The sequence below is a fragment of the Sneathiella sp. D3-11 genome (assembly GCF_055809395.1).
The window spans coordinates 2600838-2622437 of record NZ_CM147911.1 but is presented as its reverse complement, the minus strand read 5'-3'; the positions used below and the strand labels follow the sequence as shown (position 1 = coordinate 2622437).

The window sequence follows — 21600 nt, the reverse complement described above, 5'->3', positions numbered from 1 at the left end:
TAACTAATATTTGCCAAACGGCTGACATCCGATAATAATCCTTTTTAATAATAAAAGTGGGAGGGTTATTAATGGGTGGTTTAACAGGGGTTTCTGTCGGGTTTTTAGGGCTCGGCGACGTTGGTCGGCCAGTATTACGGCGGCTAAAAGCGCGTGGTGCAGATGTCCATGCAACAAGCCGTTCACCAGCTTTGCGCTATAAAATGGCCCGCGATGCGGTCAATTTGTACAAAGCGCCGAGTGAAGTGAATGACCAGATAAAGGATGGCATCATTTTCCTGATGCTGTCTAAACAGGCACTGATTGACGCTTTTCTCAATGGGCCAGACGGGTTGCTTTCCAATCTTGCAAGCGGCGCGCTAATAGTTGATCTTGGTCAGACCTCCTCCGAAGCTACGAAAAAATATGCCAAAATGGTGGAGGAAAAAGGCGCCCATTGGTTGGATGCCCCGGCGATAGGAAGTGAGCAGGACGCGACCGAGGGTCGGCTTAGTATTCGCGTTGGCGGCCGAGCAGAAGATTTTGACCGCGCGTGTCCAATTCTGGAGGAAGTCGGCCGCGACATAAAGCATATGGGAGAGATCGGATCGGGTCAGGCGGCTGTGCCTATCAATTAGCGCGGCCTCACACAAGATCCGATCACGAAGTTTAGTGGATCTTCACGTTTTCGCTATGCCGATGATTTCAATGGTTATTTCATTTGGAGCGCCCTATTTTGTCAGAGGAACGAAGGAGACTCTGACAAAATCATGCTGGATTACATTGCGAGCCATGAACCGACCATCCGCCTGAGCTTTTTTCTGGGAACGCTCGGGATGATTGGTATTTGGCAGGTCGTCGCCCCGAAACGCCCACAAACTGTTTCGACCCTGTGGCGATGGCTGAACAATTTCGGCGTGACGTTCCTGAACACCTTTCTACTACGGCTGCTATTCCCCATTCTGGCGGTCGGGCTAGCCGCAATTGCCGAAGAAAATGGCTGGGGCCTCCTCAATATCATTGAAATACCGATCGCACTTTCCATCGTGATTGCGGTTATCCTACAGGATTTGGTGATATACTGGCAGCATGTAATCTTTCATCGCGTCGGCTTTCTCTGGCGATTTCATAAAATGCACCATGCAGATGTCGACTATGATGTCTCTACCGGCGCCCGATTTCACCCCGTAGAAATCTTTCTTTCCATGCTGCTCAAGCTGGTGGTTGTCTTCTTGCTGGGTCCACCCGTTGTGGCAGTAATTATATTCGAAATTCTTTTGAGCTCAGTCGCCATGTTCAATCATGCCAACGCAGGCTTACCGGAAAAAATCGATCAGATAATGCGAAAAATTGTTGTCACCCCGGACATGCATCGCGTTCATCATTCGGTGATACGGGGAGAGCATAACAGCAATTACGGCTTTAACCTGCCCTGGTGGGACTATCTATTCGGCACTTATCTTCCCCAGCCATCGGCAGGCCATGACAAAATGACCATTGGCCTTAGCGAGTATCAGGAAGAACGCAAACAAAGTATTCTCTGGATGCTGTCTCTTCCGTTCGTTAAACGATAAACAGCCTCAGGTCGCCTTTCGCAAATCCTTTTTATCGACAGTGAAATCCTCAAATTTCCGCCAGAGCTTCAGAAACTCCTTCAGATTCTGCTCCACTTCTTTACTGGCATCACAATAAACCCGGGCATTGAAGCGCAATGCTTCGGCAAAATACTCGGCGCGTACGGCAGCGCTCAACTGGCTGAGGATGACCATACCTTCTTTCACATCATTAATATGGCCAAGATAATCCTGCATCTGAACCAGAAGATCATATCCCTCATCAATTTTTTCCTTGCGAATCAGGGAGGAAAAAAACCGCAAATGATAGCGGGAGCGTTTTATATATTTACGCAAATCATGGAGCTCGTTGGCCGAGAGATTTTCCACATCTGCTCCGCGATTTAAAAGTTCAACGCCACCCTCTTCGATCGCATTCAAGGCAAAAGGCGCAACGGGGCTACTCATGATTTTGCGCGCGGACCTGCCGAGCTTTGTCGCCCAGTTTCCCTGCAGCCATTTGTCAAAGGATTTAGATAGCCGTTCAAAATGGCCGCCGGAGATTTCATGTATTATGATGTCATATTCTTCGGCGCGAAATTCCTCCCCCAGCATCAGAAGTTCTTTCGACACCTTCCTAAAATCCTTAGTCTTGATTTCAGGCATGAGCGTACTATCCAGAAATACATCCATATTCCGGGCATCACCAAGGAGGTTTCCAAAATAACGGTATTCCCGGTTAAATTTCGCTCGAATTTCCTTTGGGATGATGGCGCGAAAAATATACAGCGCTACGCGCATGCGGCGCACCCCGATGCGAATTTGCATCAACGCCAACGGATCTCCCTCGTCCTTGAACTGTCGAAAATTTTCCTTCAGATGATGGGCGCACCCGTGAAAAATCGCTTTCGCCGCTGTCTCGACATCCATACTTTCCGTAAGATCGATATGCGATAATTTATGAACTTTCGACTTGGATGACATCACGACTCTTCTGGCTAGTAAGATTTACCCCAACTATAATGCATTTATGCTATTCAAACCATGATACGAAAAGCAACCAAGAGATAAAAACAAATGAAAAAACTGGAAAACTGGGTTGGCAATCAAATATCTCATGAAGAAATCATACATCAACAGTCACTGAACGGCTTTGCGGCCCTTATGGATGAAGGCGACCCCGCCTCCGACATTGTTCCTCCAGGGGGACACTGGATGTATTTTTTACCGACTGACAGACAATCCCGAATCGGCCCTGACGGGCATCCAATCAAGGGGGATTTTTTGCCCCCTGTGGAACTGCCACGACGGATGTGGGCGGGCGGAAGGCTCGAATTTCATGCCCCGCTACGTGCTGGCGACAAAGCCAAAAAGATTTCGACGATCAAGAGCGTCGTGGAAAAGCAGGGACGAACAGGTGCGCTGGTTTTTGTCACAGTCGAACATCAAGTGATGAATCAAGCCGGATTATGCCTGACAGAAGAGCATGATATCGTTTTCCGCGAAGCTGCAGGCGTGGCCAGCAGCGGCAAAAAGGACATGCAAGGCGCCCCTGATGACGGCGTTTGGGAAGAAACGGTGAAACCTGATTCCGTTATGCTATTCCGTTATTCCGCCCTTACCTTCAACGGACATCGCATTCATTATGATCGTGAGTATTGCCTTGAGAAGGAAGGATATCCGGGCCTTGTCGTGCACGGGCCTCTTCTGGGTACTTTGTTAATGCGTCTTGCGGTCAACAAAATGGATGGGCGACCGCTTCGGAAATTCAGCTTTCGCAACTTCAATCCGATTTTCGACATCGCCTCTTTCACACTGGATGGAAAGCCTGAGAATAATGACGCGTGCAGCGTTTGGGTCCAGGGACCCACGGGTGAACTTGCCGTCAAAGCAACCGCAGAATTCTAAAAAAAGGGGCCGTACAAGCGGCCCCTTTTCATTGAATCTGTAATTACAAACTAGTCTTGTTTGTGCTTATGGTCATGCATTTTCATGTCCATTGCACCTGCGTCCTTCACATGAACGGTAACCGTAATCTGCCCGGCGCGCGCAAAATTGAGCGTCACTGGAAATTCTGATCCCTTGTGAAGTGGCTTTTTCAGGCCCATGAGCATGACGTGGAAACTGCCCGGTTTCAACATTACTGTCTCCCCTGCGGGAATAAGCAATTCGTCCATCCGCACCATGCTCATAACACCGTCTTTCATGATGCTATTATGAATTTCCACCCGATCAGCAATGGGGCTCTCTGCGGCAACAAGACGATCTGCCTCGCCTTCCATGTTATGCAAGGTCATAAAGGCACCGCCGACCGCAGCATTCGCAGGACGTGCCCGCGACCAGGCGTCTTTCACAGCCATTCCATTCTTCTCGGATGCGTGGGAGGCAAACAGGTCAGATTCCGCGTTCACGATCAAAACCCCAACCAAGAGAATAAAGGGGAGATATTTAAGGTATTTCATCATTTTTCCTTATCCGTTTATAGCTGCTCTCGTATTTTCGACGCCATTTCCTCGGCTGGCACGCCATAAGAGAAAACCGTGATCAAATCACCGTCACGCCCCATCAAGTATGTGAAGGAGGTATGGTCCACGAGATAAAAGTCCGGGTCGTCTTCATTCTGTTTCTGCGAATAGACGCGATACTTTTTCTTTATATCACTAATTGCATCTTCACTGCCGGTAAGCCCGACAATTGCAGGATGGAAGGCGGCGACAAACTCTGCCATGATTTCAGGTGTATCCCGCTCTGGATCGACAGTGACAAATACAGGCACCACTTCTTCAGCATCATCGCCAAGTTCCTGCAGGACGAGAGAAATTGTCTGCATCTCCGTCGGGCATACGTCAGGACAATTGGTAAACCCAAAAAACATTAAGAGAAGTTTACCTTTGAAATCTGCATCGGTAACCGTCTCCCCCTTATGATTGATAAGGGAAAAAGGCCCGCCGATCTGCGGCACACCTGCCAGAACTGAAGAACCTTCAGACTTTCCCTGGCCAATACCAGGCAAATTGCCAGACATCCAAAGCCCAATGACAGCGGCACTGGCCAACAGAAAAATGGCAATAAAGAATGCAAATATCTTGTTCATCTAAAAAACGAGCTCGAAGTTACCAACTAAACATAAATTTCCGAACGACCTGCATAGGTCGCCTGCATTGTTACGACAAGCTAAAATTGTATACTGCGTCATTCTATCGCATAGCATACAATAAGCATCCGGATCAGAGATTGACCCCTCAACTTTCTGCAGATAACTTGTTTTTACGCATTTAAATTTATTCTCTGCTCTCACGCGTAATGTTTGGCACCAAGTAATTATATGAGCATTTTTATTGCGAAGCGAGTTTTGACGTTGTTTGTGACCCTTATCGGCGCATCAATCGTTATTTTCCTCGTCATGGAAATCCTGCCGGGCGATCCAGCGCTGGTGATATTGGGCGTCGATGCGTCTGATGAGGCTGTTAACGCGCTCACAAAGGAACTCGGTCTCGATCGACCTCCACTGGTGCGTTACTGGGACTGGGTGACCGGAATATTGCAGGGGGAGCTGGGCAAAAGCTACGCCTATAAGGTCCCTGTCTGGGAACTCGTAGAGGGCGCGCTTCTCATCACCATTCCCCTTGCGATTATGTCGATCTTACTCAGCATCGTTCTCGCGCTTTCCATCGGCCTTTATGCGGCGGCCAATCATAACAAAGCAGGAGACGTCACCTTGATGGGGATAAGCCAGCTTGGCATTTCTATCCCGAATTTCTGGCTTGCCATCCTTCTGATCATGCTCTTCGCGATAAATTTACGGTGGCTTCCTGCTGGTGGCTTTCCGGGCTGGGATGAAGGCCTGTGGGCATGCCTGAGAGCATTGCTGCTTCCTTCTCTCGCTCTTGCAACGGTTGTCGGTGCCATATTGGCCCGAATCACACGCTCTTCTGTGCTTGAGGTATTTCGCGAAGATTATGTTCGCACAGCGCGCGCCAAAGGCCTGAGTAAGCAGGCGACCCTTTGGCGGCATGTCCTGCGAAATGCGTTGATCCCCGTCCTGACTGTCACCGGCATTCAATTCTCCGCGCTTCTGACAGGTACGGTTGTTGTTGAAAATGTATTCCACATACCAGGACTTGGCTCGCTTGTCTTGAAGGCCATCAACAACCGCGATACAATCGTCGTCGAAAATGTCGTGTTGCTGCTTGCCACTATGATCATTGTCGTGAATTTCGTCGTTGATATTCTCTATGCGGTTATCGATCCACGACTCAAGGCGCATGACATATGAGTGAAGATCGATCCCTTTCCTTCGTGAACCGATGCCGCCGCAGCCGCAGCTTTGTGGTTGGGGGCGTCATGACCGCGTTCCTGCTGATGTGCGCAATCGTCTCTCTTTTCTGGACACCGGGTTCCGCCTACGACATCACAATCGCCAATCGCTTTTTACCGCCTTCCGGCGCTCATTGGCTGGGGACAGATCAATTCGGACGCGACATCGCATCAATGTTGATGACGGGAACGCAAAACTCGATCGTTGTCGCCGTTGTCGCTGTCTCAATTGGCCTTTTTATCGGTGTCGGTCTCGGCCTGCTCGCCGCGGCAAAACGCGGCTGGACGGAAGAGATCATCATGCGGTTTTCGGATTTTTCCTTCGCGTTTCCCGCGATCCTCTCCGCAATTATGCTTACAGCCATCCTCGGTCCTGGCGGGGTGAATTCAATTCTCGCCATCGGGCTCTATAATATCCCGGTATTTGCGAGGTTGACCCGGGGATCGGCCAACTCCATATGGGCACGAGAATTCGTGATGGCCGCCCGCGCGTCCGGCAAGGGCCGATTTCGCATCACGTTCGAGCATATCTTGCCCAATATTCTATCCATCATCATTGTGCAGGCGACAATCCTTTTTGCCATCGCCATCCTGGCAGAGGCGGCGCTTTCATACCTTGGTCTTGGCACCCAGCCGCCAGAGCCGTCCTGGGGGAGGATGTTGAATGAGGCACAAACCCTGATGTTCCTGGACCCGATGCAAGCCATTTATCCGGGGTTTGCCATTGCAATTGCGGTGTTCGGTCTGAACCTGCTTGGTGATGGATTGCGCGATGTACTGGACCCCCGACTGTCGAGGAAGCGTTAAATGAGTTTACTTGACGTCAAAGACCTGTCCGTCATTCTATCAACCAGTGAAGGACCCGCCCGTGCGGTGCGTAATCTCAATTTCCGCCTGAACAGGGGAGAGACACTCGGTATTGTAGGTGAAAGCGGTTGCGGTAAATCCATGGCAGCACTTGCGCTAATGGGGCTGCTCCCAGAACAAAGTGAAACGGTTGGGGAAATCACGTTCGACGGGCAGAATCTGCTGGATAAAACCGATGCCGAAATGTGCCAGATCCGCGGCAACCGGCTCGCGATGATTTTTCAGGAGCCGATGACATCCCTCAACCCGGTTCATACGGTTGGCCACCAGATAATGGAGCCTTTGCGCCTGCATCGAAATATGTCGGATAACGAGGCCAAGTCCGAAACTATCCGTCTTTTGGACCGGGTTGGCATTCCCAATCCAAAGGAGCGCGTCGATAACTATCCGCATCAACTCTCCGGAGGACAGCGGCAGCGGGTGATGATTGCTATCGCGCTATCCTGCCAGCCTGATATCCTGATTGCGGATGAGCCCACAACGGCACTGGACGTTACGATTCAGGACCAGATTTTGGAGTTGATCCACACTCTTGTCCGCGAAGAAGGTATGGCGCTTATTCTTATTTCCCATGATCTGGGCGTCATTTCAGAGAATACGGATAATATTCTAGTGATGTACGGCGGCTCCGCAGTGGAAACAGGCGGGACAGAACAGATATTTGACGAATTGATCCATCCCTATACGCAAGGACTTTTCGCGGCGATGCCAAAGCTCGGCAGGGCGCGCAGCGGACGTTTAGTGACAATCCCCGGAACTGTCCCCGACCTGATCAGCCTGCCGTCTGGCTGTACCTTCACCGACAGATGCCCCCTTGCAACAGATATGTGCCGCAATACGCCGCCGCCCGCCATTGAGGTGACCGCAAATCACTTTGCCTCCTGCCATCATATCGACGCAGCCCGCAACCGCAAGACGGAGGAACTCTTTTCATGACAACAGAGAACCTTCCTGTTCCGGTTTTGGAAGTCCATGATCTTGTGCGCCATTACCGTCTCCCACGCGAGAGTCTGTTTGCCGAGCCCGGCCATGTCTTTGCGCTAAATGGCGTTACCTTTGAAATTCATAAGGGCAAAAGCTTCGGTATTGTCGGGGAAAGCGGCTGCGGAAAGTCTACGCTCGCGCGCAATGTCATGGCGCTTGAGCCTACCGATGCCGGATCGGTCAAGATATTGGGCAAAGAAGTTGTCGGTCTCAGCTTCGATCAACTTCGACCCCTACGCCAGCATTTCCAGATGGTTTTTCAGGATCCCTACGGCTCCCTCGATCCGCACCATAATGTCGGCCGCATTGTCGCCGAGCCTCTGGCTGCCCTCGGCGCAATCTCAAAGACAGAGCGCGAAAACCGGGTTCGAGATGTATTGCAGTCTGTTGGACTGAAACCACAGGACATTTCAAAATACCCGCACGAATTCTCGGGTGGGCAACGTCAGCGCATAGCCATCGCCCGCGCCCTGATTACCCATCCTGAACTGATTGTCGCGGACGAACCTGTCTCCGCCCTTGATGTGTCCGTTCAGGCGCAAGTTCTCAACCTTTTGAAAGACCTGCAGGATGAGTTTGGCGTCACCTATATGTTCATCAGCCATGATCTCGCTGTTGTTGAATATCTCTGCGACGAGGTCGCGGTGATGTATCTCGGAGAAATTGTTGAAAAAGGCCAGACGGAGGATTTATTCAGTTCACCGGCCCATCCCTATACCCGCATCCTTCTCGATGCTGTGCCAAAGCCAGGGGCTGGCAAAAAACGCGAACGCATCAAACTACAAGGAAATGTAACCGGCCAAACTGAGCGACGTATTGGCTGCGCCTTTCAGGATCGCTGTCCCATGGCCAAGGATGTATGCAGAGAGGTGAAGCCGCCGCTCAGCCCTGTCGCTCCCGACCATCTCGCGGCCTGTCATTTTTCTGACAGTGTGATGAAAGACGGCTTATAAAGGTCCGTTCTAATAAGGCGATCCATCCTTATGTGTAAATTGCCATTGCCCATCCGGCCCGAGCATCGCCTTTAAATCATCCTTAGGATAGCTGCCCTCATCACCCGCGACACGGTCCCCGACCTCAAGATAAAGGACATCGGTTTCTGTGCGGTTCACCAACTGATGCGCAGCGCCTTGAGCCGGGAACCCCGCGCAATCACCGGGCCGCATAGCGACTTCGTCAGTCTCGGTCACCAGTGTTGGCGTGCCATCTAGGATATAAATGAATTCATCCTGCTTGCTGTGGCGATGGAGCAAAGCAGACTCCCCTCCCGGAGAGAGGCGGGTAAGATTAACGCCAAAATTGTTTATGCCGAAGACATCACCAAGTTGGCGCTTTTCCCGCTGACTCATGCGGCTGAAAAAGGGTTCCGGGTAATTTGACGGTTTTGTACGCGGCGCAACATCAAGTGCCCTCATAACGATATTTTCGTTCGGGTTTTCCTTACCCATCGAACATACTCCTACATAAGGCCTAATTCTATTCTTCTTTCTTGAAATCAAGAGCAGCGGAATTCAAACAATAACGAAGACCGGTTGGCTCGGGCCCATCCGGGAAAACATGACCAAGATGCCCATCGCATTTATTGCAGACGACTTCTGTCCGGCGCATAAAAAAGCTCCGATCCTCAATTTCACCGACATTCGCGGGGTCAATTGGTTCCCAAAAGCTTGGCCAGCCGGTGCCAGATTCAAATTTGGTTGAGGACGCAAACAGCGGCTCACCGCAGCAGATGCAATGATAAATGCCCGTCTCTTTATTGTCATGATACCTACCGGTAAAGGCTCGCTCGGTTCCCTTTTTCCGGGCGACGTGAAACTCCTCGGGCGAGAGTTGAGCCTTCCATTCCGCTTCGCTTTTCGTAATCTTTTCAGTCATTTCGAATGTCCTCTCTTACTTGCCCAATTGACCTGTCTCCGCCCTCATCACATATGGAAGATATGCCCCCATGACGGAATTCTCAATACTTGACGAATTAATATACATGGCAGAGAATAATCACATAGGTTACGCAGGAGATAAAATGAGCGAGGTTGTAAGCTTCGACGATCACTATTTGGCCCGATCTTCCAAGAACGCGAGATCGGGAACGCAACAACCGAACGTATTTTTTAACCGCAACGAACTCGGCCAGATATTGCAGGTCTATGGCCGCATGGTCGCCAAGGCAGAATGGCGCGATTATGCCATTGGAGAGACCAAGAACGCCTGTATCTTCGCAATTTTTCACAGAACAGCAGACCGCCCTCTTTTCAGGATATATAAGGAACCTCGCCTCGCCGCAAAACAGGGTGCCTATTCCGTTCTCAGCCAGAGCGGCCGCGTTTTGAAACGTGGCAAAACACTTGCGCAGGTTCTCAGGGTTTTCGACCGTAAACGGTTTCAGACAATAGAAGCGGACTGATTTCCTCACGCAAGGGTGAAGCCACGTGATTTGTAATTTCTGAAAATTCAACGAAATTTTGGTTCGTAACCTAAACCCTATTCAGGAAACGGATCAAGAATATGAAATTGAATGGCTCCCTCTTTCTTCCGGGCGTTGCGGCTCTTCTGCTTACACCAATATTTGCCACCTCCGCCTTGGCTGCGGACGAAGAAGTTACGGTTATTAACCTCACCCAAACTGCCTGCCAGTTCGTTGAATCGGAAAATGGCGTCGATCACGGCTATACATCAACGGAAAAAGCAGACTGCGAGGAAATTAATGCCAAGACCGGAGCCGCACGTCTGGCGAATTCCGACGTGCTAATCCTAAAGCCCGGCAAATATATTTTCCGTGTCAGCAACAAGAACGTACCTTACTCACTCGGTTTTTGGGTTCGCGAGGAGGATTATAACTGGGCGAACCCACTACATAAACTTAACAAGATAAGTGTTTCCGGCGGCGGCCTGGATACCGGGACTACGCTGGACTATGAAGTCGAATTGAAGGAAGGGGAGTATCTCTATTCCTGCCCCTTAAACACAACGCCGGACTATAAGCTCGTCGTAAAAATCTAACCTAGATAGGGATGTTCAGTTTACGGTAGATAAAACCCATCAACCAGGCCGGGCCAATCAGCAGAAACTGAACATCCTTAAAGAAAGAGGGTTTCTTGCCTTCGATCTTGTGGCCGACGAATTGAAATATCCACGCGATCACAAAAACCCCGACGGCGAACTGCCAGAGCGAGAGCCCGAACAGTGGGGAGCTCATGTAAAGCTGTACCCCCCCGATACAAAGCAGTGCAAACAACACCATGCCAATCGCCAATGTCCAAGAGAGAACCGCGTAATAGATGATGGTCAACAAAAGCACGATGGTAGCCCAATTGAGGTAAGGTACTGCCGCAAAGACGTCCGGCACGGGGATCGCCCAAAAGAGCGCCACGACTGTCCAAGCGATAACAGGCACCGCTATCCAGTGAATAAACTTGTTTGTGCCATTCTGATGGCTTGCCCCATATTCATTGAGCAGGGAAAATATACGGCGGTTCCCGCCCTTTTGCGCGATCTGCGGTTTATGCATAGCTCCCTCCCCGATGCCACGTTGATTATTAATTGCGACCGTTCACCCTCGCCAGCAAGCGAGCGTCCATGGGGACATCTTGCCGGAATTTTACTCGCGCTTCAAGGATTGGGCGGGCTTCGTCAAATTTTCCGGCTTCCAGCAAGCTCGTCACCCACGCGAGCTCAAACAGATCACGCTGTGCATGACTGCCACCAATTTCCTGATATCTTGGCTGCGCCTTTGAGAGCCAGCGCACAGCTTCATCAAACTTACCCTCAGCAATTGCGATAAATCCCCGCGTTGCGGGCAGCGCCACATCCGCCCATGATTTTCTGGTAACATCCGGGGCATCAATGGCCATTTTTTCCATGCCCGACATGAGGCGGCCCAATGCCTCTGTCTGGCCGCCCCGCGCCAAGGCATAGCCATAATGCATATCATAGAAAGGCTGGTCGTTCGTTTGTTGACGCTCAGCGACATAACGGCTGACATCTTCCCAGCGATCCCCGACATCGACGCCGAGTTGCTCAAGCCGCCAAAGGAGAGAAATGGCGTTCACCTGATCAAGACTGTAGGTCTTGTCAACGCCCCAGATTTTTTCGTCATAAAGTTTTAGCGGCGTTTCATAATCCTCCTGCTCCAGAAAGAACAGAGCCTGATGCCACCAGTTGTGGGTAAACATAAAGCTGTTGCGATCTTCCCATTCATTTGAAAGATCATCCATCCATTTGATACCTTCATCATGGCGCCCCTGTGTCAGCAGGACATGAGCCACGGCATGATGGGCCCAAGGTTCTTTTCGCTGCATCTCGGTCGCGCGGCGGCCATCTTCCTCCGCAAGATCCAGCATGCTGGACTGCTCCCGCCCAAAGGCACGCATCCCATAGGCATAGGCACAGGACGTATGGCGGTCGATCACTGAATCCGCGACCCAGAGCAATGTCTCATCGTCACCAATATTGAAATAGGTATTCTGACAGAGCTTGGCCCCGAATAGATCGCCCGGAAAATCCATAACAAGTTGGCGCAACTTCTTAAGCAGGCTACCCATTCTATTGTCACAAATATCCAAAATACAGGATATAAAAAGCTGCTCGCGCTCCGTCGCCTTGTTCATCCCTGACTGTGCTTGGGCGTAATATTTCCGCGCGATCGCATGGCCTTCTGGCGTTTCCATAAAGATGCCGAGCAAAGCAGCATATGCTGCGGCAATGGCACAATCCGGATCATTATCGGAGGCCTCAAAAATTGGCGCGAAGTCCGTTCCAAAACCGATATAGCTCTCAACAAACTGGTTGATGGCAACCACCGTTTGATCCGATTGGGTTGTAAGCCTGTTTCCGAACATATCTTCGCGCATGGCTTACTCCTCGTTTAAAAGATCCAGCGGATAGACTGGGCGGCGGACCTTCTCGTATCGCAGGAGATTATTATCTGACGTCGTAACACCCTTGCCATCCAGCGTTAGCGTTGCTTTGCCGATAGGCGCAAAGCCAGCGCGATAGTGAATACGACTTTTCAAAATAAGATATCGTTTGTATTCCGGTTGTATCCCAACCGACGTAAAGACACCCGTATCCCAAGGTTCATGATGGTTAGAGACAATTACAATTTCCATATTTCCGGTATCCAGAAGCGCCGTCGGCCCCATAAAAACCTTCACCCCCGTATACATGGGACCGCGCACGATCCATTCCCCGTTGGTCAGTGCTTTGACTGTCCCGGTTACGGTAAGTGGCTCCCCCGGCTCCCCAATGGAGGGCATATCAGTCCTCCCACCGAGCTTCAGGGTAATTTTATTACCAACGCCTGCCTTTTGCATTTCCTGTACAGCCGCCGGATCCCAGACAGCGGCGACCGCTACATCTTCAAGGCCCTGCTTCAAGACCTCTTCAATCACCGTCATCACATCCTGAGTCGCGCCAGAGCCGCAGTTATCCGCGTGGTCAAGCAGGAGAATAGGCCCATCCGTCATTGTCTTGGCTTTGGCGACCTGATCCTCTAAAGGAGTGTGCTTATAGATGAAATCCTCTTTCAGTTCCCACGCTTTCGCAAGGATACGATCCCGCACTTCGTCCGCCTTCGCTTGATCACCATCAGTCACGATAATGACCGAATTTCCGGCATCGCGCATATCGGCAAGCGCAAAGCCTCCGAACGCTGTCGCGGCCAATACGCCCGGCTCTTTCTCCGCTTCCCGGCACATGCGGATCAGAGTTGCCATGGGCTCATCATCTGTGCCCTGACACAAGGTTTGACTCAAAAGCGGCGCATTGCCCCATGACATAACCGGATTGACCTTCCCCTCCATTGCATCAAATAATACTTGGCCAATCTGTTTACCCACCTCATACATATCAACATGGGGATAGGTCTTATAGCCGATCAATACCGTGCAATTCTCCACTATCTTGGCTGTCAGATTGCAATGCAGATCCAGCGTGACGGCAATCGGAAGGTCCGGGTCAATCGCGCGTATTTTTTCAAGCAGCGTGCCTTCCCCATCATCCGTATGTTCCGCGACCATCGCACCGTGCAAATCCAGCAGAGCTACGTCCACCCCTTCCCGCACCGCATCAAGAATGGGTTCCGCCATATGATTATAGGCATCCTCCGTTACAGGGCCGGAGGGCATCGCCTCCGCCGCGACCGGCGTTACGATTTCGGCGCCAGCTGCACGGGCCAGCTCCACATAGGCGCCAAAGGGCATACCTGTCCCCTCGTAGGCCTTTAGGGCATCCTCGCCGATGTAAGCTCCCCAGTTCTGAAATCTCTTCCAGTCCGCGACAATGGGTGAAAAGGTATTGGTTTCATGTTTCATCATCGCAATAAGAACGCGCATCAGTCGATTCCTTTCTCGCTGATTTGGAGAGTTGTTTGCAGACAAACAAGTTTATCAGCTTGCATTTTGCGCACAACAAAAAACCCGGCACAAGGCCGGGTTTTCGTCTTAGCAGTTTTGGCTGCGTTAATTTCGATTGCCGAGCAGGCTCAGCAGCATCATGAACAGGTTGAGGAAGTTCAGATACATAGAGACGGCCCCCATGATCGCGCCCTTTTCCAGCACTTCCTGGCTGTGACCATGATAATATTCGGACTTGATCCGCTGCGTATCGAAGGCTGTCAGACCGGTAAAGATCAACACACCCAAGACAGAGACAACGAAATGCATCATTGTGGACGCTAGAAAGATATTCACCACAGATGCGATGATAATACCGATCAGCCCCATGAAGAGGAAGCTGCCCATGCCCGTCAGGTCCCGCTTCGTAACGTAGCCATAAAGGCTGGCCGATCCGAAGGTTGCCGCGGTGATGAAGAAGACCCGTACGATGCTTTCAGCTGTATATATCTGGAAAATATAGGAAATCGACACACCGAAGGTCGCCACCATAATCCAGTATAGAATTCTTGTCGTGCTCGCGCTTGTCCGCGACATAGCGAACAACAGGCCAAGCGGCGCCAGCATTACAACCCACTGCAGCGGTGTACCGAAAACGGCATTGTAAATTGCCGGCGTTGAGGCCGTCAATGCTGCAGCAATACCGCTTAAAGCAAGGCCGGACGCCATGTAATTGTAGACCTTCAGCATATAGCTGCGCAGGCCCTCATCAAGAACTGCTTGATCTTGCGTCCCTGTTCTTGCCGTATTGAACTTTGAAAAGTCTGTTGCCATCTATAAATTCCCCTGAAGGTACCTAACTCTGCATTGATATTGTATTTTTCCTTCTGATTTTCAAGGAAAATCGACGCTATAATATGGCATTAGCGTTAATTAATAAAGAATGGGCACATCTTGCTCCAATTTTTCCATATAATGCATTCAAATAAGGTTGTTTCGCAGCATTTTGCCCAGATTATTTCACTAACTGGCCCAATTCGTAGCATTTTGCCGCCACATTAGAAGGGCAATCTTCTCCTCAGAACATCGATTGACCGATTTTATTGATTTTCGGCCTTTCGGTTGTTCGGCGGACATGCATCGATAACTTGGTGCCGAACCGTCCAACTCAAATTGAATGGAGATTATTATGAAAAAACTGCTTATTTCGACTGCCACGATTACGCTTCTTGCAGCAGCACCGGCGTTGGCAGCAGCACCAGATTTCAAAACAATTGATACGGATGGGAATGGTTCGGTTTCCTTTGAGGAGCTTATCGTTGTCATGCCGGATACCAGCAAAGAACAGTTCGCTTCTGTCGATCTCGACAAAAGCGGTGAACTGTCGATGGAAGAGTATACTGCGGCGACTAAAAGCTAATTTGCTAAACCCGTCGCGGGTTTAATTCATCAAATTAAGGCCGTCAGAGGAGCTCCTTTCCTTTGGCGGCCTTAATTGTTTCGGCATCCGCTCAATCTGACCTCAATGCTGGTGCTACTTTCTCGCCCAGCGCCCGCCATGACCCCAACAGTCCAAACAGCAATGTCACAAGAACGCTGACCAGGATTGTCGCGAGGATCGTATAGGGCAAACTGATCCATTTTGCTTCCAGAATATCCGTAATGACCATATAAGCTGCGAACCAGCCTGTCGCGGCCGCGATAACAGATGTGACTAGGCCCAGCAAGGCATATTCAAGTAAGAATGTTATGAATATATCCTTTCTCGTCGCACCGAGAACTTTCAGGATAACCGCATCATATACCCGCTTGCGATGCCCGGCGGCAAACGCCCCGGCGAGGACGAGAACACCGGTCACCAATGTGATCGATGAAATCGCCGAGACCGCAGAAGAAAGCTGCTCCAGTATGCGGCTGACCGTCTGCAGCGCTTCTTTCATCCGAATCACTGAGATATTTGCGAATTTATCTGTTATCGCACTGAAAAGCAGGTTTTCCGCCTCACCGTCCGCGCGGGCCGTGGCAAGATGGGAATGCGGCGCGCCTTGAAGACTGTTATTATCGAAAACCAACACGAAGTTGATCGCCATTGTCGTCCAGTCAATCTCCCGCAGATTAGCAATCTCCGCCTTGATCTCCCGGCCCATGACATTGACGGTCAAGCTGTCGCCGATACCAACCCCCATGCCTTGCGCAATCTCGCGATCCATACTGACAAGAGGAGGTCCGCTATAATCCTCAGGCCACCAGCTTCCCGCCACAACAACCGCACCATCCGGTGGCGTCGCTGAATACGTGAGCCCGCGATCACCTCGAAGCGCCCAGCGAGCCTCCGGAGCGACTTCGACCTGATCAGCCGGAACACCCGCCACCTCAATAATACGACCGCGCATATTGGGAACGTGGTTAACTTCACTGACATCGCTGACTGACTCAGCCGTCGAGACAAAGTCATCTAGCTGATTTGACTGAATATCAATGAAGAAAAATGCCGGCGCTTTCTCTGGCAATTGTTCCTGCACCTGCCGGGTGAGGTTGCCCTCGATCAATGCTACAGTAACAAAAAGCGTGAGTCCAAGTCCCATGGAAAGGATAACGCTGTTCGTCGCCGCCCCAGGGCGATAGAGATTTGCGATTGCAAGGCGCAAGGATGGGATGCGGGAGCGAGGAAGCCGCCGTGCCACAAACTGCACGCCATATCCAACCAGTATCAGGACCGCAAATATGCCGATGATGGCAATCGTAAAGACTAAGGCGAACCAGGTTTCCTGACTGGTGAGAACGGCAAGCCCAACAAGAAGCGCAAAACAGGCTCCAAGCGTTATCAGGTAAACCGGACGTGGTCGTTTGTGCACGGACACAACATCCCGGAATAGCGCCGCCGCCGGGGTTTCCCGAGCGCGCGCCAGAGGCCAAATCGTGAACAGTGTCGCCGTCAGCAAACCATAGGCCGTCGCGAGCAGCAGCGGTCCGGCGTTGATTGTGATTTCCGGCGGAACCGGCAACGTGCTGGCCAGAAATTGTGCCGCGATAACCGATCCGCCTACGCCGAGCAGGAGCCCGATCAGTGATCCCGCGACAGCGAGAATAAGCACTTGCAGATAATGAACCCGGAAGATGAAGCTGCTGCTGGTACCAAGGCATTTCAAGGTCGCGATGGTGGTGATCTTCCCCTCAAGATACGCCCGGACAGCGTTACCGACGCCAACGCCCCCAACGACCAGTGCCGTAAGCCCGACTAATGTCAAAAAGAGCGCCACCCGATCAACAAAGCGCTTGATACCCGGCGCTCCGTTGGAAGCATCCCGTATCCGCCATCCGGCATCTGGAAAGGCAGTCTTCACCTCCTCATAAAATTCGGGAACCGTCTTTCCAGGCGCAAGCGCAACTCGGTAGTGATAACGGATCAGGCTACCCGGCTGAACAAGGCCAGTTTCATTCAATGCTGCGGAAGAAATAATCGTGCGGGGGCCGAGGGCCATACCCTGCGACGCTTTGTCAGGTTCCGACAGGATAATGCCGCGCACCTCGAAGTTTAGCTCCCCGATCCGGACTTGACCGCCCAATGGAAGATCAAGGCGGTCACTCAGGCTTTGTTCAATAAGAACACCATATAGCTCGTCACTTTTTTGGAGAAGAGTATCAGGGGTTTCCGTTCCTGATTCTGGCGTTAAAATCAACGCCCCGAACAAGGGATAGGCGTTGTCGATTGCCTTCAATTCAGAAAGGGTCCGGCGATCCGTCGATAAATCCCGGACCATTGCGCGCAAGGTCTGCACCTCTGAAACCTCGCCTTGTGCCTCAATCCACTGACGCTCTTCTCGCTCTGCGCTGCGATGGGTCAGGCGGATATCGATATCCCCGCCAAGGATTACCTGGCCATTTGCCCTCAATCCGGCGGTGATGGAACTTGAAAGGGTGCCCACGCCCGCAATGGCGGCCACCCCCAGGATGAGACAGGCCAGAAAAATGCGAAATCCTTTTAGATTGCCGCGTAGATCCCGTCTGGCCAGCTTCAAAGCAAGCGCAAGTGATTCCGGGTTTTTTCCTTTATTCACCCGCCAATACCTCTTCGCGACCTGTTTCCCGTGAAACAACACGTCCATCTTCGAGACGGATTTGATGCGTACATTTACGGGCCAGCGCATCGTCATGGGTAATCAGCACCATTGTTGTCCCCTCTTTCTCATGCAGTTGAAACATCAGATCGACAATGAGTTCTCCGGTCTTCCCATCGAGGTTTCCGGTCGGCTCATCAGCGAGGAGGATTTTTGGATTTGTTGATAATGCCCGCGCGAGAGCCACGCGTTGTTGCTCCCCACCGGATAGCTGCGCCGGATAATGGGCCGCGCGGTCCGCAAGGCCGACGGCCTCAAGCCGGGAAGTCGCGGCAGAAAATGCATCCTTGTCACCTGCCAACTCAAGCGGAATGGCTACATTTTCTAATGCCGTCATCGTCGGGATGAGATGAAATGACTGAAAAACAATGCCTATATTTTCCCGGCGAAACCGTGCCAACGCATCTTCATTCAGATTTTCGAGTGTTTGCCCCGCAATCTCTACTGAGCCGGATGTCGGAAGTTCCAGTCCCGCCATGATCGACATCAAAGTGGATTTACCTGAACCCGATGGACCGATAATCCCAACAGTCTCCCCTTGTTGTAATGTCAAATCTATACCACGTAAGATATTGACGGGGCCGGCATCGGACTTAAGTGTTAGGTGAATGTCTGATAGTTTGATGATGGGTTCTTGAGGCAAAGTAATTCCAGTGCAAAAGACGACAGATGCTAATTTATGGGATATGGCAGGTAGATAATGAAATTCAATGTTTTAGCGCTGATTTTTGCGGTTTTTTGCACAACGTCATACGCTCAGGCCGAAGAAACAAGGCGGATTGTCGCCGTCGGGGATAGCTTGACTGCGGGATATGGTCTGCCGACAGGGGAAGATTTTGTCACACGACTCGAAACCGCACTGCAGGCAAAAGGCTACAAGGTAAAGGTAGAGAATGCTGGCGTTTCTGGCGATACCACCGCAGGCGGACTACAGAGGTTAGACTGGGCAATCGGAAATGGAGCCGATTTTATCATTCTGGAACTTGGCGCCAATGATGCGCTTCGAGGTATTGAGCCGGAGGAAACACGGCGCAATTTAAGTCAGATTATCGAACTCATTCAAAAGAAAGATATTCCCATACTGCTCACAGGTATGAAAGCTCCGCCGAACATGGGATCTGAATATGCCAATGCGTTTGACCAGATTTTTCCCGATCTTGCCCGCAAATATAAAACCAACTATTACCCTTTTTTTCTGGAAGGCGTTGTTGCCGACCCGGCATTAAACCAAGATGACTATATTCATCCAAACGCTGAAGGCGTAAAAGTTATCGTCGGCAACATGTTGCCCTATGTGACGGAGTTAATTGATCGTTAGAGCCATCTTCAGTTTACTGAAATAAGGACAATCTCAATGCGTCTTTTCGTTGCCATCGCATTGCCGGAAGAAATCAAGGAGCGCATCGGTGCGTTGCGAGGTGGCATTCCTGATGCTAGATGGATTGCCGCAGAAAATTCTCATGTAACTCTTGCCTTTATTGGCGAAGTGCAAAGTCCGATGATGATGGATATTTCTTTGGCACTTGGCCGAATAAAATATCCTGCATTTGATATAGATATTGAAGGCGTCGGTGTTTTTGGAAGCAATAAACGGCCCCGTATTCTTTGGGCCGGTGTACGCCCGACATCTGCGATCAACCTACTCCATCAGAAAATCGTGACCGCGATCGAATCTGTCGGCGCAACAGTTGATGACCGGAGATTTCGACCTCATATTACGCTCGCACGCGTCCACAACTCCCCCTATGAGAGAGTCCGCAATTTCTTGACCGACCATGCCTTGTTTAAAACGGAAACCTTGCCGGTGACTAGCTTCACCCTGTTTTCAAGCCACCTCTCCTCTTCCAGCGCAATCTATCAGGAAGAAGTCAGCTTCGACCTGCTTTCGCCAGTCCCGTCATAAAGACATCATATCGCGTCGATTTACCAATAATTTGATGGGACGGTTTGGGGAGGTCTGTAATTCCTTTAGCCCTACGCGGCCATTTCAAGACGACCCGTTTCGATGCCACATCAAGGGCAACACGCATGAGTTCCGTGCAATCAGGATCAGTCCCGACTAGATCGCGCAGTTGCCGCATCTCATTCTTGACCAAGGCGGATTTATCTCTGGGCGGATGCATCGGATCAATGAGTACCGTTTCCGGTTTTAATTCGGGCAGAATATCTCTCGCATCCGCGTTGATCAGCGTCATGCGACGGATAATCTCCGCATGTGTATCGCTCGCGCCGTGCGCACGCGCCATCGCTTCTTGCAGCAGGCGATGCACCGCGTCGTTCCGCTCAATCAAAGTAACCTTTGCCCCAAGAGAGGCAAGTAAGAAGGCATCTCTCCCTAGCCCCGCTGTTGCATCGACAATATTGGGTGTAATGCCCGGCCGAAACCCCAATGCCTTGGGGAGATCTTGCCCGCGACCACCGCCCTTGCGCCGTCGGTAGTCAACGGCGCCAGAAACAAAATCTACTGTTAGGGGCGTTTCCTTCATATGCTTAGTTTTATCAAAATCCGAGATTTTCCCGCCACCAGTGTCGGTAGCGCGAAGGCAGCCTTGTGCAATTCCGCATTATAATGCCGTCCCGTCAGGGAAGCGACTGGATTAGAATAATCATGGCCGTCGTGGCTATAAAGAAAGAAGCCGAACTCCGCCGCCGGATAGAGCTGAACAATAGAACGATAACCCGCCACATGTGGAAGCAGCTTGTCCCGCTGCATAATCGAGACGAGATTCTGATCCTTGTCACCGCAAAGCTCCTGAAGGAAATAGGCACGGTCTTTGCCGACAAAAATACTGTCGCTGTCGAGGACAACTCCGTCTTCCTTGATACAGGCGGAGAAATCCTCGCAAAAACCGCGGGTGAAGACACTGGAGGACGGTCCGACCGGCTCGCTCAGATCAAGGATGATCAGGTCGAATTTATCTCCTGTTGCCCGTGCGGTGCGCATATAATCTGCGGCATCGCCAATAATCAGCTCAACTCGCGCATCCTCATAATCGCCGTTAATGGCCAAGTATTCTTTTGAAACCTCAATCACCCGGCGGTCGATTTCCACCATGACAACCCGGTTTACAAAATCATGGCGCAAGACCTCGCGCAGGATGCCTCCATCCCCGCCACCGACGATCAGAACGCTCGCCTTTTCCCGCTTGCGACCCAGCAGCGGAACATGTACCGCCATCTCGTGATACATGAACTCATCCGCGTGTGACGCCTGCACAAGGTCATCCAGCGTAAGGACTCGACCGAAAACCTGATGCTCATAAATCTCGATCTTTTGAAACGGGCTCTGCTCGGAATGCAGTAGCTCCATATCGAGGGCGTGAGTAAAAGCGATTCCTTCCGTTTCCTCATGCCACCAATTCCGGCTTACCTCGCTTATTTTTGTCATCGGTTATCGTCTCACTCTAGACATTCATAGTTTGCATCAACATAGTTATCCGGCGTCATAACCTG

The 21600-nt window shown here is 51.1% G+C and carries 25 protein-coding genes; 12 read left to right on the top strand and 13 right to left on the bottom strand.

Translation table 11 applies throughout. The features are described 5' to 3' along the window. Positions 1-71 precede the first annotated feature (71 nt). Positions 72-617 carry an NAD(P)-dependent oxidoreductase gene (locus AC0L73_RS13400; RefSeq protein WP_227947708.1) on the top strand — a complete coding sequence of 182 codons (546 nt, stop codon included), beginning with the start codon at positions 72-74 and terminating at the stop codon, positions 615-617. A 132-nt stretch (positions 618-749) separates the two neighbouring features. After that, complete coding sequence (locus tag AC0L73_RS13395; protein ID WP_227947709.1) at positions 750-1553, top strand: sterol desaturase family protein; 804 nt, start codon at positions 750-752, stop codon at positions 1551-1553. A gap of 6 nt (positions 1554-1559) precedes the next feature. Here AC0L73_RS13395 and AC0L73_RS13390 read toward each other — a convergent pair whose 3' ends face one another. Beyond that, positions 1560-2516, bottom strand: a complete 957-nt coding sequence (locus AC0L73_RS13390; protein ID WP_227947710.1) for a CHAD domain-containing protein — start codon at positions 2514-2516, stop codon at positions 1560-1562. A gap of 93 nt (positions 2517-2609) precedes the next feature. Between AC0L73_RS13390 and AC0L73_RS13385 the strand changes: the two genes are divergently transcribed. Further along, a complete protein-coding gene (locus AC0L73_RS13385) occupies positions 2610-3440 on the top strand; it encodes an HTD2 family dehydratase (protein ID WP_227947711.1) in 831 nt (276 codons plus the stop codon). Between the two features lie 50 nt (positions 3441-3490). Here the strand turns inward: AC0L73_RS13385 and AC0L73_RS13380 are convergent, their stop codons facing one another. Together AC0L73_RS13380 and AC0L73_RS13375 are read right to left on the bottom strand one after the other, a co-directional pair. Then, positions 3491-3997, bottom strand: a complete 507-nt coding sequence (locus AC0L73_RS13380) for a copper chaperone PCu(A)C (protein ID WP_227947712.1) — start codon at positions 3995-3997, stop codon at positions 3491-3493. Between the two features lie 14 nt (positions 3998-4011). Next, positions 4012-4626: an SCO family protein gene (locus AC0L73_RS13375; RefSeq protein ID WP_227947713.1), complete on the bottom strand. Its 615-nt coding sequence runs from the start codon at positions 4624-4626 to the stop codon at positions 4012-4014. Between the two features lie 231 nt (positions 4627-4857). Here AC0L73_RS13375 and AC0L73_RS13370 point away from each other — a divergent pair, with 231 nt between their 5' ends. Genes AC0L73_RS13370 through AC0L73_RS13355 form a run of 4 tightly spaced genes read left to right on the top strand, consistent with a single transcriptional unit; the run spans position 4858 to position 8653 of the window. Further along, on the top strand, positions 4858-5808 hold the full coding sequence (locus AC0L73_RS13370; RefSeq protein WP_227947714.1) for an ABC transporter permease: 951 nt from the start codon (positions 4858-4860) through the stop codon (positions 5806-5808). Further along, on the top strand, positions 5805-6656 hold the full coding sequence (locus AC0L73_RS13365) for an ABC transporter permease (protein ID WP_227947715.1): 852 nt from the start codon (positions 5805-5807) through the stop codon (positions 6654-6656). The genes AC0L73_RS13370 and AC0L73_RS13365 overlap by 4 nt, the downstream gene beginning before the upstream one ends. Beyond that, entirely contained in the window at positions 6657-7652 is a 996-nt protein-coding gene (locus AC0L73_RS13360) for an ABC transporter ATP-binding protein (protein ID WP_473653964.1), read from the top strand. After that, a complete protein-coding gene (locus AC0L73_RS13355; RefSeq protein WP_227947717.1) occupies positions 7649-8653 on the top strand; it encodes an ABC transporter ATP-binding protein in 1005 nt (334 codons plus the stop codon). The genes AC0L73_RS13360 and AC0L73_RS13355 overlap by 4 nt, the downstream gene beginning before the upstream one ends. Before the next feature lie 9 nt (positions 8654-8662). Here the strand turns inward: AC0L73_RS13355 and AC0L73_RS13350 are convergent, their stop codons facing one another. Beyond that, positions 8663-9148 (bottom strand): cupin domain-containing protein, encoded by a 486-nt coding sequence (locus AC0L73_RS13350; RefSeq protein WP_227947718.1) that lies wholly within the window; start codon positions 9146-9148, stop codon positions 8663-8665. Positions 9149-9176: 28 nt separating this feature from the next. After that, entirely contained in the window at positions 9177-9575 is a 399-nt protein-coding gene (msrB, locus tag AC0L73_RS13345; protein WP_227947719.1) for a peptide-methionine (R)-S-oxide reductase MsrB, read from the bottom strand. 145 nt (positions 9576-9720) lie between these two features. Between msrB and AC0L73_RS13340 the strand changes: the two genes are divergently transcribed. Then, a complete protein-coding gene (locus AC0L73_RS13340) occupies positions 9721-10101 on the top strand; it encodes a DUF2794 domain-containing protein (RefSeq protein WP_473653963.1) in 381 nt (126 codons plus the stop codon). A 101-nt stretch (positions 10102-10202) separates the two neighbouring features. Further along, complete coding sequence (locus AC0L73_RS13335; RefSeq protein ID WP_473653962.1) at positions 10203-10697, top strand: hypothetical protein; 495 nt, start codon at positions 10203-10205, stop codon at positions 10695-10697. Position 10698: 1 nt separating this feature from the next. Here AC0L73_RS13335 and AC0L73_RS13330 read toward each other — a convergent pair whose 3' ends face one another. From AC0L73_RS13330 to AC0L73_RS13315, 4 genes are all read right to left on the bottom strand, one after another. Further along, positions 10699-11205: an Mpo1 family 2-hydroxy fatty acid dioxygenase gene (locus tag AC0L73_RS13330; protein ID WP_473653961.1), complete on the bottom strand. Its 507-nt coding sequence runs from the start codon at positions 11203-11205 to the stop codon at positions 10699-10701. A gap of 28 nt (positions 11206-11233) precedes the next feature. After that, positions 11234-12547, bottom strand: coding sequence for a tetratricopeptide repeat protein (locus tag AC0L73_RS13325; protein ID WP_473653960.1), 1314 nt, complete (start codon positions 12545-12547; stop codon positions 11234-11236). 3 nt (positions 12548-12550) lie between these two features. Beyond that, a complete protein-coding gene (locus AC0L73_RS13320) occupies positions 12551-14029 on the bottom strand; it encodes a M81 family metallopeptidase (protein ID WP_473653959.1) in 1479 nt (492 codons plus the stop codon). A 126-nt stretch (positions 14030-14155) separates the two neighbouring features. Beyond that, positions 14156-14863, bottom strand: coding sequence for a Bax inhibitor-1/YccA family protein (locus AC0L73_RS13315; RefSeq protein WP_227947727.1), 708 nt, complete (start codon positions 14861-14863; stop codon positions 14156-14158). A 355-nt stretch (positions 14864-15218) separates the two neighbouring features. Here AC0L73_RS13315 and AC0L73_RS13310 point away from each other — a divergent pair, with 355 nt between their 5' ends. Then, positions 15219-15449, top strand: a complete 231-nt coding sequence (locus tag AC0L73_RS13310; RefSeq protein WP_473653958.1) for an EF-hand domain-containing protein — start codon at positions 15219-15221, stop codon at positions 15447-15449. 91 nt (positions 15450-15540) lie between these two features. Here AC0L73_RS13310 and AC0L73_RS13305 read toward each other — a convergent pair whose 3' ends face one another. Together AC0L73_RS13305 and AC0L73_RS13300 are read right to left on the bottom strand one after the other, a co-directional pair. Continuing rightward, complete coding sequence (locus tag AC0L73_RS13305; RefSeq protein ID WP_473653957.1) at positions 15541-18087, bottom strand: ABC transporter permease; 2547 nt, start codon at positions 18085-18087, stop codon at positions 15541-15543. Then, complete coding sequence (locus tag AC0L73_RS13300) at positions 18080-18790, bottom strand: ABC transporter ATP-binding protein (protein ID WP_473653956.1); 711 nt, start codon at positions 18788-18790, stop codon at positions 18080-18082. The genes AC0L73_RS13305 and AC0L73_RS13300 overlap by 8 nt, the downstream gene beginning before the upstream one ends. Positions 18791-18847: 57 nt before the next feature. Between AC0L73_RS13300 and AC0L73_RS13295 the strand changes: the two genes are divergently transcribed. Both AC0L73_RS13295 and thpR read left to right on the top strand, forming a co-directional pair. Further along, positions 18848-19465, top strand: a complete 618-nt coding sequence (locus AC0L73_RS13295) for an arylesterase (protein WP_473653955.1) — start codon at positions 18848-18850, stop codon at positions 19463-19465. 36 nt (positions 19466-19501) lie between these two features. Next, entirely contained in the window at positions 19502-20050 is a 549-nt protein-coding gene (gene thpR / locus AC0L73_RS13290) for an RNA 2',3'-cyclic phosphodiesterase (RefSeq protein ID WP_473653954.1), read from the top strand. Here thpR and AC0L73_RS13285 read toward each other — a convergent pair. Then, entirely contained in the window at positions 20016-20633 is a 618-nt protein-coding gene (locus AC0L73_RS13285) for a class I SAM-dependent methyltransferase (protein ID WP_473653953.1), read from the bottom strand. The genes thpR and AC0L73_RS13285 overlap by 35 nt on opposite strands. Next, positions 20630-21535 carry a spermine/spermidine synthase domain-containing protein gene (locus tag AC0L73_RS13280; protein ID WP_473653952.1) on the bottom strand — a complete coding sequence of 302 codons (906 nt, stop codon included), beginning with the start codon at positions 21533-21535 and terminating at the stop codon, positions 20630-20632. Before AC0L73_RS13280 ends, AC0L73_RS13285 begins: the two co-directional genes overlap by 4 nt. Positions 21536-21600 lie beyond the last annotated feature (65 nt).